The sequence below is a fragment of the Arenibacter algicola genome, from assembly GCF_018860365.1.
In the GTDB taxonomy this organism is placed as follows: domain Bacteria; phylum Bacteroidota; class Bacteroidia; order Flavobacteriales; family Flavobacteriaceae; genus Arenibacter; species Arenibacter algicola_B.
This window is the reverse complement of the sequence record NZ_JAHKPO010000013.1, coordinates 612,160-631,149: the sequence shown is the minus strand read 5'-3', so window position 1 is coordinate 631,149 and position 18,990 is coordinate 612,160. Positions and strand designations below refer to the sequence as shown.

Annotated in this window: 13 protein-coding genes; 4 read left to right on the top strand and 9 right to left on the bottom strand. The window is 40.3% G+C overall.

Features of this window, described 5'->3' with window-relative positions:
• From KO529_RS11285 to KO529_RS11270, 4 genes are all read left to right on the top strand, one after another.
• Positions 1 to 1,290 (top strand): malectin domain-containing carbohydrate-binding protein (locus tag KO529_RS11285; RefSeq protein WP_215947962.1); only part of this gene is annotated, 1,290 nt, incomplete at its 5' end.
• A gap of 252 nt (positions 1,291 to 1,542) precedes the next feature.
• Positions 1,543 to 2,505, top strand: a complete 963-nt coding sequence (locus KO529_RS11280) for an ornithine cyclodeaminase family protein (protein WP_215947961.1) — start codon at positions 1,543 to 1,545, stop codon at positions 2,503 to 2,505.
• A 154-nt stretch (positions 2,506 to 2,659) separates the two neighbouring features.
• Entirely contained in the window at positions 2,660 to 3,478 is an 819-nt protein-coding gene (locus tag KO529_RS11275) for a hypothetical protein (RefSeq protein ID WP_215947960.1), read from the top strand.
• Between the two features lie 295 nt (positions 3,479 to 3,773).
• Entirely contained in the window at positions 3,774 to 4,982 is a 1,209-nt protein-coding gene (locus tag KO529_RS11270; RefSeq protein ID WP_215947959.1) for a site-specific integrase, read from the top strand.
• A gap of 354 nt (positions 4,983 to 5,336) precedes the next feature.
• Here the strand turns inward: KO529_RS11270 and KO529_RS11265 are convergent, their stop codons facing one another.
• From KO529_RS11265 to KO529_RS11225, 9 genes are all read right to left on the bottom strand, one after another.
• Complete coding sequence (locus tag KO529_RS11265; protein WP_215947958.1) at positions 5,337 to 5,897, bottom strand: BfmA/BtgA family mobilization protein; 561 nt, start codon at positions 5,895 to 5,897, stop codon at positions 5,337 to 5,339.
• A gap of 143 nt (positions 5,898 to 6,040) precedes the next feature.
• Positions 6,041 to 6,187 (bottom strand): hypothetical protein, encoded by a 147-nt coding sequence (locus KO529_RS11260; RefSeq protein ID WP_215947957.1) that lies wholly within the window; start codon positions 6,185 to 6,187, stop codon positions 6,041 to 6,043.
• Positions 6,188 to 6,719: 532 nt separating this feature from the next.
• Positions 6,720 to 7,058 (bottom strand): helix-turn-helix domain-containing protein, encoded by a 339-nt coding sequence (locus KO529_RS11255; RefSeq protein WP_215947956.1) that lies wholly within the window; start codon positions 7,056 to 7,058, stop codon positions 6,720 to 6,722.
• 10 nt (positions 7,059 to 7,068) lie between these two features.
• Positions 7,069 to 7,359 (bottom strand): helix-turn-helix transcriptional regulator, encoded by a 291-nt coding sequence (locus tag KO529_RS11250; protein ID WP_215947955.1) that lies wholly within the window; start codon positions 7,357 to 7,359, stop codon positions 7,069 to 7,071.
• A gap of 727 nt (positions 7,360 to 8,086) precedes the next feature.
• Positions 8,087 to 9,790 (bottom strand): RagB/SusD family nutrient uptake outer membrane protein, encoded by a 1,704-nt coding sequence (locus tag KO529_RS11245; RefSeq protein WP_215947954.1) that lies wholly within the window; start codon positions 9,788 to 9,790, stop codon positions 8,087 to 8,089.
• Between the two features lie 64 nt (positions 9,791 to 9,854).
• Complete coding sequence (locus tag KO529_RS11240; protein ID WP_215947953.1) at positions 9,855 to 13,058, bottom strand: SusC/RagA family TonB-linked outer membrane protein; 3,204 nt, start codon at positions 13,056 to 13,058, stop codon at positions 9,855 to 9,857.
• A gap of 602 nt (positions 13,059 to 13,660) precedes the next feature.
• Positions 13,661 to 15,139, bottom strand: coding sequence for a sulfatase-like hydrolase/transferase (locus KO529_RS11235; protein ID WP_215947952.1), 1,479 nt, complete (start codon positions 15,137 to 15,139; stop codon positions 13,661 to 13,663).
• A gap of 63 nt (positions 15,140 to 15,202) precedes the next feature.
• On the bottom strand, positions 15,203 to 16,849 hold the full coding sequence (locus tag KO529_RS11230; protein ID WP_215947951.1) for a sulfatase: 1,647 nt from the start codon (positions 16,847 to 16,849) through the stop codon (positions 15,203 to 15,205).
• 24 nt (positions 16,850 to 16,873) lie between these two features.
• The gene (locus tag KO529_RS11225; RefSeq protein WP_215947950.1) at positions 16,874 to 18,976 is read right to left on the bottom strand and encodes a glycoside hydrolase family 127 protein; all 2,103 of its coding nucleotides are present in this window, start codon (positions 18,974 to 18,976) and stop codon (positions 16,874 to 16,876) included.
• Positions 18,977 to 18,990 lie beyond the last annotated feature (14 nt).

The window sequence follows — 18,990 nt, the reverse complement described above, 5'->3', positions numbered from 1 at the left end:
GCCTCGGGCGCGGACATCTTTGGCAGTGCCGACGAGTTCCACTATGTCTATCAGGAACTACAGGGCGACGGGGAGATCATAGCCCAGTTAATGAGCCTGGAACAGACCAACATTTGGGCCAAGGCCGGGGTGATGATGAGGAGCGACCTTGATGCAAACTCCGCAATGGCGATGATGATCATGGCTCCGAACCCAAACAATACAGGGGTACCGGCATATAGCTTCCAATACAGATCTACCAAAGGAGCCACCTTGGGCAGCGGTAACTACACCGCCCCTGCACCGGCTCCGGGAGGATTCCCACATTACCTCAGGTTGGTACGCTCGGGCAATACCTTCACGGCTTACGTATCCGAAACCAATGGAAGCTGGGTACAGGTAGGAAGTGCTTCCATACCTATGGGACAAAGTATCTTTGTAGGTCTGGCGACAACATCACATAACGATGGCGTACTTGCCAATGCAGTGTACGAGAATGTTCAGGTCATTGGCAACACAGAGGAAAACGAAGGCTTTGCCCTAAGAATAAATGCAGGTGGACCTGAATTGACCTTTGAAGGAAATGTATATGCTGCGGATCAAAACTTTACTGGCGGCAAGGTGTATACAAACCCAAGTGCAACAGTGCCAACATTGTACCAGACCGAACGTAGTGCTCTACCGCCTACCTTTGGTTATAATATACCACTGGAAAACGGTGAATACAATGTAATCCTACATTTCGCCGAGATCTATTGGGGTGCAACTGGAGGCGGTGCAACTGGTACAGGAAAACGTGTCTTTGACGTTGTGATGGAAGGTACAACGGTGCTGAATAATTATGATATCAACGCAGAAGTTGGACCACAGACGACAGTAACCGAAACTTTTGCTGTCACCATTGTAGATGGAGTCCTAAATATGACCTTTGATGCAAGTGAAGGCGTGGATCAACCTAAGTTATCCGCGTTGGAAATCATTGCCATCCCCGGGTCTGGCACTTTAACATTGAAGGATTCCGACGAGGAAGTTACCGTGGCAGATTCCGTGGTCCCTTCCAACAAGTTCAGTATCACACCTAACCCTTCATCGGTCGAAACATCATTAAGTTTTGAATTGCCTACCACCATAGAAATAATACATATCTATGACATATCAGGCAAATTGGTTCAAACAATTAATGGAGGTGTCATTGATCATAATGGTAGACCATTGAATGTACAAGAACTACCTGTTGGCGTCTATATTGTAAAAGCAAAGGATAAAAATGGAACCGAGTATCAACAAAAACTGCTCGTAACCAGAAATTAATTTTAATAACTGTTATTAATATGGGGCCGGCTGCAAAAATGTAGCCGGCCCTTTTATTTTAAACAATTAATTGAAGATTATCCCTTCCAAAGAAATGTCATTAATGTCTTGTTCAAAACTTGACCGCTAGACATGAATCTATTCGTTATTGTCCATTCATCCATCGGAAATATTAGAACAAGAGAACTTAGCATTCTATATAACAAATACTAACCGGCCACAACTCTCCTTTATTTTTATAACTTTGGCCGCATGGATAATATAACCCAAATTCCGGCTAGTTTTATAGAGCAAAACACCCATTTCCCCAGTCTTATCAATGTACTAAAGGCCGCATTTTCCGACCAGGATACCATGGTGCCCATGAGACATCATCACGATTTTCCAAATCCTGAAGTAAAAGAGGATTCAACCTTGTTATTGATGCCTGCTTGGAAGCCTGGAAAACAGGCAGGAGTAAAAATCGCTACTGTGAGTCCTAAAAATGGCCTGTTTAACCTTCCGGCCATTCAGGGTACGTATATTTATCTGGATGCACTAAAGGGCGGCATCCTTGGACTTTTGGAGGCCAAAAGCTTAACCGTAAAAAGAACGGCCGCTGCCTCTGCTTTGGCCTCACAATATTTATCAAGGGAAAATTCCAGCTCCTTATTAATGATCGGCACGGGAGCCCTTTCTCCCAATTTAATATTGGCCCATGCCAGTGTACGTCCATTAAAAACGGTCTATATATGGGGGAGGGATTATTCCAAGGCCATGAGCATATGCGAGAAACTAAAGAATGTACCCTTCCATATTCAACCCATAAAAGCAATTGAGGATAAAATTACTGAAGTCGATATTATATCCTCGGCCACCTTATCCAAAACACCCCTTGTTTTGGGAAAATATCTACAACCCGGGCAACATGTGGATTTGGTAGGAGCATATAAGGTAGATATGCGGGAGGCTGATGATGAAACGGTTAAAAAAGCGGAGGTGTATTTAGATACTTATCAAGGCGGTTTAAAAGAAAGTGGGGACATTGTTATTCCATTAAAAAGTGGAGTTTTGAAAGAGACGGATATCAAGGCCGATTTGTTTGAACTCACTTCCCAAAAAAAACATGGCAGGAAGAACGATGAGGAAATTACGATGTTTAAGTCGGTAGGGCATGCCTTGGAAGATTTGGCCGCTGCCACCTATTATTACAATATGTTCCAAAATAAACAATAATGGCATAGGTAAGAGTTCGCAAACATTAAAATTGATCAAACTTGAAATATGTGAGAGGTTTTGGAACCTAAAAATTTAGAGAAAACACACACGTAAATACGTCTATCCAGAAATGAACAACCCTTCTTATTCGGCATTAAACAAGTCAGCCGTCATGCTTTTACTTTTAGCAATGGGCGTTTCGGGGATACTTAAGGCTCAAAAACTACCCCTTCCCCCTCGTGCCAATGATGCCATTGCCGGCAGCACTTTTAAAAATTGGATAGAAACCCTAAGCGTGGAGGACAGGGAAAAACAGATTTACCTAGAGGTTTTGAAGGGAAATGTTCCCAATTTTTTACGTGAACTGACTCCCATTTCATTTTCAAAAAGCATCAAGGACTCCACTTATGTTGTAACTTATTTTGTTCTTCCGGATTATTTGGCTGTTGGCTCCGATACCGATTATTTCCTGATGCCAATGACCCCTATTTTAGCCCAGAAAATTGCGAAGGCTATCGGTTTCACCCTTCCAACCAAACAAATGGCAGATCAAATATGGAGCAACGCTTCATTAAAACTGGCCCCCTCCCCCATTCCTCCTAGCCCCAAAATGACCACAATTCCTGTTATGTGGGAACATAATATGCTACTACAAAGGCAAAGGAAGAAAGCCCTTAAGCAGGCGTCTTTGGGAGTTTTGGTGGCCGGACATAAAAAGGATGTTATTATCTCCAACAAAATCTATGAAAATTCGTCCAAGCCGGTTGTAATCTATGGCTGGCATTACCAAAATGGAACCCCTATCCAGCCTGTTTACGCTCGTCACAGCGAAACATACGCCGATTACAGCCACGGTATCCGGTTAGTTCAGGATAGTGCCTTGATCAATCATAAAGTCCATCTTATAACATCGGTGCTTCAAGATGCTGATAAATCTGCTTTATTCAGTGATGAAGGAGTAATAGACAAACCGTTCTACCCTTTGGATTAAGAACAGCAAGGAATTTGCAAAATTCCACTTATCCGCAAAAACTGGATTATTGGACACTTCTTAAAACGAAAAAAACCCTCAACTTGCGTTGAAGGCTTTTAGCGGTCAGGACGGGACTCGAACCCGCGACCCCCTGCGTGACAGACGATTAAAATCCATTTTCATGTAGCGCTATTTATCATCATATAGACTGATTATCAATACTTTATGATTTTTTATTTTGCAGCAAACTTCTTTAATTATAACTTTAAGTGTCCATTTGTTGTACCTATGTTGTACCCATTATTGAACTATTATGTCAAGTATCAAAACAGTTTTAAGAAAAAAAGCATTTTCTGATGGCACTTATCCAGTTTGTTTAAGGGTGACCAAAAATAGAAAAACCAAATACTTTAATACCATATTTAGGACCGCTGAAAATGAGTGGAATTTTTCTTCCGGTTGTTTTAATAGAAAGAGTTCAAATTACATTCAGAATAATAGGTTGTTGCTAAAATTTAAAGACCGTGCCTTAAAAATATACTCCGATCTTCAAATGGAAAAAGAGTATTTTAATCTTGACGATTTTAGTAAACGTTTCCGAGTAGACAACAATCCGACAAATGATTATGTATTTCCTTTCTGGGAAGAGATAATCTCAGAAATGAAACTAGGAGGTAGAATGGGGAATGCTACCATGTATGAAGAAACCATGAAGTCTATAAAACAGTTTTGTAAATTTAGAAAAATAAGGTTTCAGGATATTACAAATACTTTTTTAAATAAATATGAGGCATGGCTTCGTTCTAGGGGTGGAACGGATGGCGGAATCAGTATAAAACAACGTACATTAAGAGCATTGTATAATAAGGCAATTGAGCGGAACATCATAAGAGATATCAACCATCCATTCAAGACGTATAAGATTTCAAAATTAAAAGGTCAGGGAATTAAAAAGGCATTGGGCTTTGATCAGGTAACCAAAATTATCAACATCGATTTATCCTGTTATCCACATTTAGTGGATGCCAGAAATTATTTTGTATTCAGCTTTTATACCAGGGGGATGAATTATACCGATATGATGGTTCTCAAATGGCAAGACGTTGATGCAACCACCGTTTCTTATATTCGAAATAAAACCAAGGGCAGGTTTGTAATTACTATTCTACCGCCAGTGCGAGAAATCCTCAATTATTACAATCAACATTCTTTACCTACTAAATACGTGTTTCCCATACTATTAAAGGATGGTCTAACTCCGGCCCAAATTGATAATCGCAAAAAGAAGACCCTGGCCAAATATAATAGGGACTTAAAAGAAATAGCCCGCCTCTGTGACATAAACAAATCTTTGTCAAGTTATGTAGCACGACATAGTTTTGCCAATTGTTTAAAACAAAAGGGAGTAGCTACAGATGTTATTGGTGAATCATTGGGGCATAAAGACTTAACTACTACTCAAGTCTATTTAAAGGAATTGGGGAGTACCGTACTTGACGATGCAGCGGCTTTGCTGCTTTGACCGATTTTGATTACGTAGCTAGCAAAGTGAATTCAAAGACATGTATTAAAGTTGAAACGAATTGTCCCAAATACTTACCCTTAAACTTTGCGCGTGGATCCTTTCCGATTTTTGTAGTGTTCAGGCAGATAATCGTAAAGCAAAAATCGGATAGGGCGCACTTGCCTAGATAAATTTGGAACGTCATTTTTTTTCCATGGCAATAACCGTGCGTTGGCAAGGATAAAGGCCTAGGGCGTTCTTTCTACGCCATAGGCTTTTATGAGCGGGCCCCTAGGAGGTTGGAAAACCCAGAGGTTTTTTAACTTCCGCAGGGACTGGATTCGTTTTTCAGAATCATCCATTAGGGCTATCCTATTGCAATTCTTTTTCTATTTTTATTTTAAGCTTTTCAAACTCTTCAAGGGCCATGTCCAATTGTAATCTGGACTTTCCAAAACTGCTCTTTACGAATTGCACTTTGTTCAAAAGAGCAATAAATTCTGCCCTGTTCTGCCTTAGGTCACGTTTAAGATTGGTATTTTTCCTTTCTATGACAAGGGCCTCCTCCACCTTTTTAAAGAATCTATCCCTTTCTGGATCGTCTTCCCCACCCTCCAATAACAAGGGAGCTTGCCCCCGTTTCTTTCGTGGCGAGTGTTCAAATAAAAGTTCTATCATGGCCTTTGTCGGAAGTACTCCATTCTTTTCCATATTCTTCATTATGGCGGCCATCGCATCAAACCTCTTCTTGATCAGGTTAGTTATGGTCCTCCCATTGGGACCAAGAGATTCCTTTGGGGAAATCTCGTTATGGACAAAGAAATCCAACATCGTCTGCAAGGCCTCCGTATGGGTCTTGAAATATCGCCTCGAAAACGTTTGGAACTGCTTTGCTGTATCTTTCTTAAAACGAATACCTATAAATGGTTTCATAATTTTCTGTTTTGTCGCAAATTCTCCCCTAAAAATGGGCGTTTACAGGCCGTTTGTCGCAAATTTTTCCAGATTTAGAAGTAAAACAATTTTCAATTCACTGAAAATCAACAACTTAATTTTCGTAACGTGGCCTTGGCCCGTTACCCTCTTGCTATTCCTTTGCTCCGTTTTACTTCGCAGCGGAAGACCTTCTTTAAAACTTCTAAAAAGCTTCTCCCTAGTAATGATTTTTTAATGTCCTTACCAAACAGTACATAAACTCCAATTGGTCCTCTTTTATCTTTCATCAGCTATGTTCTAGACTCTGTCCGACCATCTTTAAAAGGTTGAACATACTTATGAACCTATTCGATATCTGTGTTCCGTAGCGGTCCCATATATGGGAAAGGCTCAAATTGGTGGTGAAATGTGTTTTTGTCCAAAGGTTTTCAAAGTTCCGTTAGCATTTGATCAGGATCTGAAGTGAGCAGCCCTTTTTTAAGCGATATGTTCTACACATTTTGAAATTCGGGACCTTGGTTCTGATACCTTTAAAAATGCCCTAAGAAACTCTTATTTGCAGCGTCCACTCCGAAATCAAGATCGGCATAGGCATACTATTCTTTTCCGGCTTAAAAATTCTTTTTTTAAAAGCTCTGGAGCGCGTAGCGGTTTTCATTCCGTTTGACTTTACAAAATTAATTTGACCATCCATTTTCCAACTAAAGTATTTCGATATCGGATTTCAATTTTCTTTCTCTCTGTTTAGAGCTAAATTGTTTTTTTATCTTTTTTTATTACTTGTTTTATATGTTAGACACTTATGTCCATGCCGCCCAGTCAAAAGTGTCCAGACTCCCATGAAAGTACTGTCTGGTCAGGGTCGCCAGTGTCATATTCAAAATACAACATACTTCTCAGGTAGCGCTTTCTTCCATTAAAGGAGGTTTCCTCTATCCAGCCCAATGACTTTAGTCGGGAAATGTACCTGGTGACCTGTCGTTCGGAAATATTTAGAAAGGAAGCGATATACTTATTGGACATGTAGCACTCCATACCGTTTTCGGTAAAGCTGTGTATCTCCAGGAACAAGATCTTTGCGTACCAGTTCACCTCCGTGTTCAGGTAGATCGATCTGGGTATCCAGATCCCCTGAAAATTTCTCACCGTAGTTTTCATACCAGAGAAATTATCTCTTGTTCTTGATTAGGGACTCATTGAAACGGTGTTCCAAGGTCTCGTCCGATAGATCGGGTTCCCCCAACAACCAGGCATCGATGGTATCCTTGTCAAAGAATTTCTGGCGGATATGGCGATTGTTGCCCATAGGGATAAGCTTTAGCTGCGTCAGTTTGTAGATCTTGCTTTTGGAGAGTCCGGTGTATGCGGCCAGATCCTCTACGTTCATTACTTTCTTGGTGTGGGACAACAGACCTTTGATATCGGATAGGAGACCCACTACGTTTTCGTTTTCTTCCATGATATTCGCTTTATAGTTTTCTTCAAATTAGAGAAGCAGATAGCACTGAAAGAAAAACCAGAAAATTTTAACTAAAAAAAACAATATTATTTGAGGGATTGACAACGATTCTTTGAAAACGGTTAGAATTACGCAACACGCAATTATCATCTGGAAGTATATGATAGTGGAAAGACTTAAGATTTTGCTTGTAGCAGTAACTAGTGTTCTTTTTAATGAAATGCTCCTTACTCTGAATAAGAACTAAGAAAGAATCAAATGGTAACTCGAATGCATTTCAGAGGGCTTAGAAAAACAAAATTCTCGAATATCAACTTCTAATAAATTACTTGATCATGCAATAAACCAAGAACTGGGATTGTACCTTCCTTATGCAATGTGCGCTAGTCCAAACACTAATGAAAAAAACAACTCGATATTTACCGTGATGTAAACATTTCGAGTTATAACATTATAATTTTTTATGAATCAGTTCTACATCATTCTTTCATAAATAAAACAACTTCATAATCTCAATATCAAAATATTAAACCATAAACAACAAACCACCAAACGATTTTTGAATTAAAATGCCCATCACACATTCCAGAAAGGTTTACCAATAAAAAGCCATCCAAAAATTATTGGATGGCTTTTGAACTAACTCAAATTAAACTAAACTTATTTTCTTAAATTCACCTGATCTTAATAAGACACTAGGTATTTGCGGCGATTCCAAATGGATTAATCAATAACCTTCATTCTGAACCATGGAAGGGGATTTTTCCACTTCGGAAGCAGGAATGGGCAAATAGTATTGACGCGCGAACCAGGGTCTATTAACCACGGTATACTCTTCATTGGTCACTGTTCCATCGATAGCTTTAGTCCATTTAAGTCCCTTTACATCAAAGCCTAAATTATCTACATTCATCCACCTTCTTTCGTCGAAGAAATTATGTCCCTCAAATGCAAGCTCCACGCGTCTTTCCCTTTTTATGTCCTCCAGCAATTCTGTTCCAGATGAAGTAATTGCAGGTTGAAGGGCCCTTGTAGATACTTTACTGACAAACTCACGGGCAATACCCTCTTCTCCCAAATGATACTGCGCTTCAGCATAGTTCAAATAAATTTCTGCCAAACGATATAGGATATAAGGACGACTAGGAGAGACATCGGTCAACCCCACGCTTTCATCTTGAAATTTTCTAATATTATATCCCGTTTTAGAGGAGTGACCCGTATTTCCCAGGCCTTGGGGGGAATCTAATCCGTGAGGATTAGCATTCACATCCTCCGACAAATAATATTGGACATCACGTCCTCTAAATTGAGCGCCATTAAAATTAAGATCTGCATAATACCTTATTTCTCTATTTTCGTTAGGGTTAGCAGGGTCATATCCTCCCTCAGAAGTACTAGTCCCATCGGCCATATTATAAAGAAGGGCAAAATTATGGTTCGGCGAAGACAATGCCCACCCACCATAGCCACTTGGGGCCTGGGTCTGATTCCAAAGGGAATTAGCATCTGTTCCAAAATCGTAATAGGCACCGCTAAAAGCTCTTGCAAACAGTATATCCTGATTTGGGGATAAAAATAAATCATGATACTCCGTGGCATCCGAAACTGTAATCAAGTCTCTAGCACCAACAAGATCAATAACCGCTTTAGCCGCATTGGCCGCGTCTTGCCACTTGGTGGATTTGGTATAATCGTATAGTGGCCCGTTAGGCGCAGTGCTTGGGTCATGCAGCTCACTTGCTGCATACAATAAAGTTCTGGATTTTACAGCCAAGGCTGCCAATTTAGTAGCTCTGCCAAATTCACTTGCCGGTCTTGTTTCTGGAAGTACGGCTGCTGCCTCGTCCAATTCTTTTACAATGAAATCTACACATTCCTCATAACTGTTACGCACCAAATCAAAATTATCATCAAGTCCTAAGGCATTTTCCAAAATAGGCACTCCCCCATAATACTTAATTAATTTAGTATAAATATTCGCCCTTAAAAATTTCATTTCCGCCTTAAGAAGACTTACTTTTTCAGGGTCGCTTTGCATGGCTTCAGAATCATCAATCTTGTCCAGAAATTCATTAGCAAGTCTTACATAACTCCAATAATTGCTCCACTTTTCTCCCAAAACACCCACATTACTCGGAGTCCATCCTGCTCTCAACCTAAGTTGATCTAGATCATTAAAATTAAATCTAGCCTCAAAGGAACCAACTTCAATATTAAATCTTCTGGACCACCATTGAAATTTGTTTAAACCCCAACTCTCCGTACTATTGTATACTGGAAAGACCAGTCTTTCAACTTGATCGGAATCACTGTATATTAGATCTTCTGCGAAGGCATCGGATGCTTCTGTATCCAATACATCCTCACACCCGGCGCCTACAACAAGGGCTAAAACCACCCATATATATGCTAATCTTAGATTTTTCATATCCTTATGTTTTATTGTTATCTTCTTAATTTTGATTTTCATGATATATCATTAACCTTTTTCCTTAAAAACTAAAGTTAAGCCCCAAGGTATAGGTTTGTAAAGATGGATAGGTGCTCTGTCTAAAGTCATAATAACCATTGGCTTCCGGATCTAGACCTAGATCGGCAACATCCGAGAACATGGTAAGGATATTGTAACCTCTTAAGAACACTTTTAAATCTCCAAGTTTAATATCTTCCTTACGAAAAGTATAACCCAATTCCACCTGCTTTAATCTTACGAAAGAAGCGTCATGAAGCCATAGATCGGCTCCTTCGAAATTTGCTGCGCTCCCGCTTTGGTTTGCGCTATAATTATCTCCGGTATTATAAGCCCTCGGATATCTTGCATTTCTGTTTTCCGGGGTCCATCTTTCGTTAAAAAGGAAATCTGGGCGAGCACCTGGACGTTCAAAGAATATCAACATTTCGGCCTCGGCCTGTCCCTGAAACAAGAAACTAAAATCAAAATCTCTATAATTGAAGCCTCCGAAAATACCGAACTGAATTTCAGGAACATTTGAGGAATAGGCCCTGATTCTATCATTGGCATCGATTGAACCATTGCCATCGGTATCCAAATAAATAGGTTCTCCTTCTATGGTACCAGCCAACTTGACAGCGGTGGCATCGACCTGTGCCTGGTCACGAAATATTCCAGCGGTAGGATAAGTGATGTAGGAATCCATGGAATGGCCCTCCCTTTTTCGCCACTCAGGAACATCTGCGGCCTCGGCCAAATAAACCACTTCGTTTTTGGCCTGTGTAAAGTTGGCCCCAATGTTATAACTTAAATTGTCATTGATCTGATCTCGCCATCCCAACTCCAATTCCATTCCAAAATTATCTACTTTACCAATGTTCTCTGCAGGTAGGGTAATCCCTGCAGCATCCGGTATTGCAGCAGCCCTTGTCACCAAAATATCCTCCCTCTTTTGGTAGAAATAATTGATATCACCTGACAATTTATTGCTGAACATGGTGAAACTTAGCCCTAAATTCTTCATGTACGCTGTTTCCCAAGTAATATTGGGGTTTGGAACATTGGCACTTGTATAACCGTTATAACTGACCCCTGGCGAACCAAAAACAGCATAGTTTGGTTGTGGGTTATCGGTAGGACCGCCATAATTGTAACGGGTCAAATACTGGAACGGAGCTATACGGTCATTCCCCATTTTAGCCCAAGACGCCCTTAATTTCAAGGAATTTAACCATTCAACATTTTCCATAAAAGACTCTTGGTGTATTGCCCAGGCACCAGCGACACTAGGAAATGTTCCGAATCTTTTTCCAGGCCCAAAATTGCTGGAACCATCATGACGTATTGTAAAATCAATAAAATATTTTTTCTTAAAATCGTAAGAAACTGAACCAAAATAATTTAACCGACCCCATTCTTGGGATTCCCCATAGGATTGTTGCCCGTCGTCACTTCCTGCAAATAATTCGGGATGATCGTCCGTTGGAAACCCTCTGCGCTCTGCCCAGAAATTACGCTGGTTTGAAGTGGATTGCTCAATACCTACAAAACTACTAATTGAGTGATCATCACCTAAGATTTTGGAATAATACAATGTTCCATTGAGCAGCAGCTCGTCAAATTTCCAAAAACTTTCACGTAACGTCCGTTGTCTGCCTTCGCCCTGAGCGAAACCTTGGGAGGGTATATATTCCTCAGTTCCTTCCTGAAAGGTATACACTGTCCAAGGAGTATACCATGATTTTATATCATTGTTCATTCTGGTTACCCCAGCAAAACCTTTGGCCCTTAAACCTCCTATTACGTTGTCTAAATTCCAATCGAAGGAAAATTTACCCCGAAGCTCATTATCAATTCTCTTTTCAAAACCTGACTCATTGGTAGACATAATATAGGGGTTCGCACCATTTTCACCACCCCATCCAGGTAATCCGTTGGGATAAATACCTACTTCTGTAGGCTCATTGGTATTGATTCTACTATATATTTCAGATTCGCTTACTCCTGGCTGATTTCTATCCCCAAATCTACCGGATAGATCTACCCCTATAGAAAAATTATTAGTTAAGTTAATGTCGATATTGGAACGTACTTGTTTTTGCTTAAAATTTAAATCTCCTGAATGATACATTCCCACCTGCTCCACTAAGTCACCACTTACAAAATAGTTTACGTGTTCACTACCACCCGAAATAGAAAGTGAATTCCTGGATTCCGGTGAAGATTTGGCAAATGTAAGATCTGCCCAATCCGTATTCGGATAATTGATTGGATCCGTGCCCGAAGCATAATTACTAATATCTTCCTGTGTAAAAGGCAAAGGTGTATTATTTCTTTGGGCAATTTCATTGTTATAAATTGCATATTCCTCTGATGACATTAAATCTGGGGTGGAAGAAAAGCTAGAAACGTTATAGGAGGAACTGAAAGTGACACTTGGCTTCCCAGACTTACCTCTTTTAGTTGTAATCAATATAACTCCATTGGCTGCCCGAGCTCCGTATATGGCAGCGGCCCCATCTTTTAAGACCGTCAAGGATTCAATATCCTGTGGCGCTAAATGGGAAAAACTGCTAGCCGTAATACCATCTATAAGGATTAGTGGGGAGTTATTATTTAGGGTTGATTTACCCCTAATTAAAAGCGTAATATCATTCCCATCAGTGGAACCTGGCAATCCTCCTCTATCTGAAATAATTAAACCTGGAACCCTTCCAGAAAGGGATTTGGCCAGATCCTTATTCCCTGATTTTTCTATTTCTTCGGAACTAACCGTGCTGACCGAGCCTGTAAGCTCGCCCTTTTTTCTAGTGGTATATCCCAAGACAACCACCTCATCTAGTTCGGAAGCGTCCTCCGAAAGGGTTACGTTGATGACCGAATTACTCCCCACAGGAATTTCCTGAGCGGAATAGCCAATATAGGAGAATACCAGTACGGCCGAATTGTCGGCTACTTCAATGCTATAATTCCCATCAAAATCTGTCGTAGTTCCTTGTGATGTACCCTTGATCACAATACTAACACCAGGAAGTGGCCCCATAGCATCCGAAACTGCCCCTGTGATGGTTTGTTGTATTTTTTCAATCACTACTTTATCGGCTTCAGAATATCCTAGTTCTACTCTAGAATGGTTCGCATTAGCCGTAATTGTCAAGAAAATAGTTGCAGTTAATTTCAGAATGTGCAACTTTTTGATTGGAGAGCCTTTGCCTCCCACATTGGTTAACCATTTAATTTTCATAATTTGATTTAGTTAGATTTAAACATGCCCCACGTCAACGGGATTTTAACTTAATCTCATGCACTGCATGAAATAATCGAGGGTGTTACTGCACTCTCACTTTTCTGTAATGGTCTATATATAATATAACAGACAGGTTATTATTCTTAATGGACAAGAAAGCAATACGTTTTTATAATTATATCGGCCTATTGCCAATATGATAATCTTCAATGCCCTTATACAAAATAAGTGCAAAAACAAGGGTTGATATTTGCGAAATTTAACCGTAGGTAGCACTATTTTACCCAAGTGAGATTTTCTGGTATAAAATCTAAGACATCGTCAACTACATTTAGGCAGAGGGATTCAAAAACAAATTAAAAGGCAGAAAGATTCAACAATTTTGAAATTTTCAGGTCTTCCGGAATGGCAATAAAAAATGAAGCAATCCAATTTATGAACGCTCAAAAACAGGACTGATCGCTTACTATTTTTCTGCCAACCTGCTTGGCCTTACCTAAACTTGAAACTTTAAGGGGTAATGAAAGGAAGCATTACGGCTCCTCTATATATAGGTATATTAAATAACTAAGGTAAACTGATCGCTATACCTGTTAGTTTTAGTTTTTATTCGGATGTGTAACCAACTTAGATATTTCGAAGGTCTCCTCATACCTCGGCATTCTACCATCGTTCCAATATTCTTGATCTTTAACGGAATAGTACCATAGAGGACGAACGAAATCTTTGGTCCACTTTTCGGTTTCGGAAACCATTTTTTCCAAGCGCTCTGGAAATTTTCCGCTTAAATTCTTCTTTTCGCCAATATCTTCCTTAATATTAAATAACCCCCAAGGCTCGTTAGCCATACGGGTTATTTTCCAGTCACCTTGTCTACCCCCAACATCGGAATACCCTTCGCGGTAACGCAGAGAATAGATCATTTGGTTTTTATAGGAATCTGTTCCGGCCAGGACGCCGGCCATTATATCCTTGCCATCCAATTTCTTGTCATTGGAAACTTTGGTCTTTGCTAATTGAACAAAAGTGGGATATAGATCGAGTGCGGATACAGGAAAATCAAAAAACTGGCTCCCTTTTATTTTTTTTGGCCAATGGAAAAACATCGGCACGCGATAACCGCCCTCCCAAGTATCTCCTTTGGTTCCCTTAAGCGGATAATTATCTGCTCCATGATCGGTATTACCCCCATTATCACTCATAAATACAATTAGTGTATTCTCGTATTGATTTGTTTCTTTTAACGTTTTTACAATTTGGCCAACTCCACGGTCTACGGCATAAACCATAGCGGCATACGTGCGCCGATCCGTATCCTTGATATTCTCAAACTTTTTTAGGTCCTCGGATTTCGCTTGCAAGGGAACATGTGGTGCATTATAAGCTAGATAGACAAAAAAAGGTTTCTTGTTTTCGGTTGCAGTTTTAATATCACGTATTGCTTCTCTAGAAAAAGCGTCCGTCAAATATTCCGATTCTTCAGCGGGTTTGCCATTGTGTTCCAAGGGAAGTAGATAGTCTCGGATATTTTTATTACCCGCATTTACCTGTTCTTGATACACTTTCCGGTATTTCTCAGGGAAATAATCGTGTCCGCCTCCTAGAAATCCATAAAAATTATCGAATCCTCTTTTGTTAGGATGGAATTTAGGCGCAGCACCCAAGTGCCATTTACCAACAGCGCTGGTATAATACCCCGCTTCCTGCAATATTTTGGACATAAAGGTTTCTTCTATGGGAACCCCCATATTATCCTCATCTTCCTCACTGCTATTTTGAAATAAATTATAAGCAGTGCCCGTGAAATGGGGGTACCTGCCCGTTAGGATTGCAGAGCGACTTGGTCCACAAAAGGGGTGGGCCACATAGGCTGAAGTGAAGATAGTACCACCATGGGCCAATTTATCCAATTCTGGCGTTTTAATATCCTTAGACCCATTGAACCCAACATCGTTATATCCTAAATCATCACATAGAACGACTAAAATATTTGGCCTGCTATCTTGGGCCATACCACAATTGGTCAGTAACAAGGCGACCATCATGAAGAGCAACTTTATTTCATTGAATATTATCATTATAACAAGAATTAATTTTTACCAATTGAATCCAGAAACACAAAACCACACGTTCATCCGCAATTAGGGTACTATCGCCAAATTTCCCTGCCACCCTTTATTGAACTGCCTTAAAAGTTCATCCACTAAAACAGGATTACCCGCTGCAATATTGATGGTTTCAGAAGGATCCTTTTGGTGATCGTACAATTCAAAAAAGATAGGTTTTGCCTCAGGGTCCGTATAATCTTTCCACACCACAAACCTATAATTATCGGTTCGCATGGCGTATCCCATAAGGTGATTTTCGAACAAATCCCGATTCCATTTATCCCCTTGTTGAGCCTTAATACTTTCTTCCACTTCTTCTATTAAAGGTCCGAATGAAGTTTCTCGCATACCTTTCGATAAGGGATTGGCTGCCCATTCACGCAAAGCGGGTGTTGGAAATTGGCTAAAAACCGCCTTCTTCCAATCTCTACCTGGGTCCGAAAGTAACGGGGCGAAACTCTGTCCTTCAAGATGTGCTGGCAATGAAACGCCTGCCAAATCACATAAAGTCGGATACATATCTACCAGCTCCACCAAAGCATTGGTCTTCTTTCCACGCATTCCGATAGGCATATCTGGGGTAGAAATAATTAAGGGTACTCGTGTTGCAATTTCATAGTTAGTAGCCTTTCCCCAAATACCCATGTCTCCAAGGTGCCATCCATGATCGCTCCACAGTATAATGATGGTATTATCACGAACACCTGCCTCGTCCAAAGCTGATAACATACGACCAATTTGGGCGTCTACATAACTTACACAAGCCAGATAAGCCTGTTTTAGGTTAATTGCAAGTTCTTTATCAATGGAGCCTTTTTTGGGAATATCAGCCCTTGCCCTCAATTCAAAGGAGGCATGTAACCCCATGGTGGCCCCATCCTTCGGTGCTTCTTCATGCTCCGCCAGTTTTATTTTTTCTTGGTCGTACAGATCCCAATATTTCTTGGGAGCTACCCAGTCCAGATGTGGTTTTTTCATACCAAGACCCAAAAAAAATGGCTTGTTAGGATTTTTTTCGAGCATATCTTTCATAGTAGCAATGGCCAAATCGGTATTATGACCGTCTTCATATTCATTGTCCGCAAAATCTGCAAACTCATATGCGGGCCCTTTACCCAACCCATTTCTTAATGCATTTTCTCCGTACTTTGCTACCATGGCCGCGGCATTCTCTTTTTGCATTTTCTGATTTTCCGGAAGCTTAAATCCAAAATTGCCTTTTGGATTATCTACCTCAACAGGTTTTCTGCTCCAGGAAAGTTTGCCATCTCCAAATTCCTTATTATGATATATTTTGCCAGTGTACACCGTTTCGTAGCCATTTGCCCAAAAGTGTTGCGGCAAAGTTATGATGTCCGGGTTTTGCTCTCGGAAATAAGTGAAATTCTCAATTACCTGAATAGATTCTGGTCTAGCCCCGGTCATTAAACTAGCTCTTGACGGACTACAAATGGCCTCCTGACAATACGCATTGTTGAACATCAACCCATTAGCGGCCAAAGCGTCAATATTGGGCGATATAGCTATATCAGAGCCGTAACACCCCAATTCCGGTCGCAGATCATCGATGGCGATAAAGAGTATATTGGGTCTTTGTTTTGTAGGTTCAATATTGGCCACTTTCGGTTTGCAACCCAATGTCGTTATAAAAAGTGATACTATGTAAATTCTTATTTTCATAGAACTAGCGTTGATGATTAACCATTACCAAACCACTGGTAAAAACACGGTCATTTCCCCCTCTTCCCCACCATTCCTATTGGACCATGCGAAATAAGGAACAAAGGTGGTCCTATACGATTTCCAATCGGGTTTTTGCATTTTGTTGTACATGCTACCTTTCTTATCGTCTTCTTTTCTTAATAAAACCTCACCAGTTAAAGATGTAACTCCTCCAAGAAAATTGGGCTGGTATGCCGCCTTTAATTTTGTTGGATCTCCTTTAATATATACATCAAGAATGCTAGCATCCTTAGGCAAATCTGCCGATTCCACACAGTACACAATTGGTCCTCTTTGAATGGCCACCTGATTACGTACCTCTTCAATACGGTCGTTTCCTTCAACAAAATTGACATCCATGGGCATGTTCAATTGAATAACATCACCTTTTTTCCAAGCTCGATTTACTTTTGCAAATTCACCAGGAACAACGGAAACGCCGGTATCCCTGCCATTTATAGCCAAGGTAGAACCTTCCGCCCAATCCGGTATCCTTAGCAACATGTCAAAAGGGGCCTCTTTGGATTCTTCAATAGTAATCTTAACTGCACCATCCCAAGGATACTTGGTTTCCTGTGTCAATTTAATTTTGGAACCGTCCAATAATTTGGTCTCCAGTACATTGCCTCCATAAAGATTTACTGCAACACCATTATCGGCAAGACTATAAGCCCAACCGGAAGCCTGTGCAATAGTACGCACCAAGTTTGGAGGACAGCAAAAGCAATCCAAGTACGCCTGGCGCGTAGGGAATTCGGTATTCATTTTTTCATAGTCCCTAGAGCCATGTATTACTCTTAAAGGATTGGCATAGTAATAACGATCACCTTCAATATTGATTCCAGAAAGCGCACTATTGTACAATACCTTTTCCATGATATCGGCATATTTGGATTCTCCATGTACCCCTAACAATCTATAGCTGAACATAGAATTAGTAATATTGGCACAAGTTTCGTTATAGGCGGTCATATTAGGCATCATATATTCATCAATAAAACCTTCTTCGATCTTATCCCTATTGGTGGAGGCTCCATAATGCGTTTGTCCTACGGCTCCGGTTACATACATCTTTTTAAGGGTAACATTCATCCAAAGCTTATCCAAGGCATCGATTAATGCCTGTTCACCTGTTTCAGCATATACATCGGCAGCTCCGGCATAATAATAAAGTGCCAACACAGCATGGCCTACCGCTTCATCAGATTCCCTTAATGGCGTACGTTCCTGCACCATGTCCCCAATAGGGTATCCTTTTGTTTCAGGAGTTTCAGCAACCTCATACTTACCACGATTGTTGATAAATTGTTCAGCCAGCTCCAAATATCTTTTATCCTTCGTAGTACGATACATTTCTACCAAGCCCATAATTTGGGTCTGGTTAAAACCAAATCGCCCATAACGTTCGTCATCGGTCATAAATAAGGAGTACAATAGGTCGGCATGTTTTACCGCAATATCCAGGAAGTTCGTTTGGCCTGTAATTCTGTAGTGGATGCAAGCACTGGTCATTAAATGTCCCGAATTATACATTTCGTGATATTTGCGATTTTCATACCTACTTAAGTTATCCCTAAGTTGGATCTGTGTTTGCAAATACCCATCCTCTTCTTGAGCTTTTCCAATTATATCGATATATTCATCCAGTTCTTTCAGAAGTTTTTCGTCTCCGTTTTGAGCATAGACATACATGGCCGCTTCCATAAATTTGTAAAAATCTCCATCATGCCAATGCATTCCTTTATGTTCCCCTTCTTTTAGGCCGGCGGCTATTTTGAAATTGTTTAGAGCATGACCTGTTTCACCTGTAAGCAAGGTGCGCATATAGGGAATCATTTTTTCCTCGGTTATTTTAAACTTATCTGCCCAAAACCCTTCGGTCCATTTACAGTCGCCCATGTCGATACTCCTCAGTTTTACATGAGGACTATGAGTATTGTTTAAAATACCTTTGCCATTATCCAAATTGGCCGCGTAATCCTTATTGCTGATTATTTCCTGTTGTGACCCTGCAGAATCCCCTACCTTATCCTTGCAGGAGAAGATCATTATTAAACTAAAGAATACAATTGTTAACTTTCCCATTTTTATTATTTTTT